Below are 1153 nucleotides of genomic sequence, written 5' to 3' on the forward strand. Positions count from 1 at the left end.
GCTTTGATAAGATCCGCCTCGGCGGCATCGACACGGGCTTGTGCCTCACGCACGGCAATGATGTCGCCGGTACCCACTTTTAGCGTGGTCTTTGTCTGCTGGTAAATGCTTTCCAGCAGATTTTTCTGTTTTCTGGCGACCCGCAGTTGTGCCTGCGCCTCCAGTACGCCGAAGTAAGCCTGCGCCACCTGCAAAGCCAGTTGCTGTTCGGTATAGGTCAGCGCGGCGGCGCTGGCCTGGATTTTGGTGCCGGCCTGTTTCAGCGCGGTCCATGCCTGTCCGTTGAAGACGGACTGGTTGATATTGACGCTGTAACTATCTGACATGTAAGCACGATTTATGGGGGCTGCCCCGAACCCCGTAATGCTGGCGGTATTAAACCCAGCTCCGGCACCTGCTCCGAGGTGTGGCAGGAGGGCGGAACGGGCCAGCGGTGTGTCCTGCATCTCTGCGCGGAGATCGGCACGGGCCTGGGCGAGCACCGGATCGGTCTGGTAGGCCTGCTGGTAGGCCTCCATAAGGTTTTCCGCCCAGGCGGGTGTGGAAGCTGTGGCCAGGCCAATCAGCAGCAGGCCCCATAGTTGAACACGATGGGTTGAACGCATGGCGAATCCTGTCATTTGTAAAGCAGATGATTGTTTTCTGAATCGGTCATATCCAGTGCCTTTGTTGGTCCGGGTCGGCGCGGTGCTTACGGCGTCCTTTTTTGGCTGCGGCCCGTAGCCTGCCCCAATCACTGGCCGTTATTCCAGGACTGCTCCTTTTTGCTCATATCTTTGAGAAAATTGGCGATCCCCTCACGGGCCACGGTTTGCCCGTAAGTATCCCGGTAACTCAGATTCATGCAGACCCCGTCGATAAATACATCGTAAATCTTCCAGCCAGAATTTTCCTGGATGAACGCATAGGTGACCGGAATGTTCGCCAGCCCGTTCGTTTGCAGAATCATGGTATTCACCTGCACGACGTCAGGATTTTGATATATCTGGCGACTGCTGAGGATCTGTACCGTCTGTCCAGAGTAGTGACTGAATGCAATCATGTACGTGTGGACCAGTTGATCCTTGAAAAGCCGGACGAACTCGTCCTGCTGTGTCGGCGTCATCTGGCTCCAGTATTGACTCATGACGAAGCGCGACATGGTCATGAAATC

General features: G+C 55.6%; 2 protein-coding genes. Both read right to left on the minus strand.

The genetic code is table 11. The features are described 5' to 3' along the window. Nucleotides 1-605 (minus strand): TolC family protein (locus tag Q0C48_RS06700; RefSeq protein ID WP_291522758.1); only part of this gene is annotated, 605 nt, incomplete at its 3' end. A gap of 128 nt (nt 606-733) precedes the next feature. Beyond that, on the minus strand, nt 734-1153 hold a 420-nt coding region (locus tag Q0C48_RS06705; protein ID WP_291522757.1), incomplete at its 5' end, for a phospholipid-binding protein MlaC.

This window comes from Acidithiobacillus sp. (assembly GCF_023255755.1).
Lineage (GTDB): Bacteria > Pseudomonadota > Gammaproteobacteria > Acidithiobacillales > Acidithiobacillaceae > Acidithiobacillus.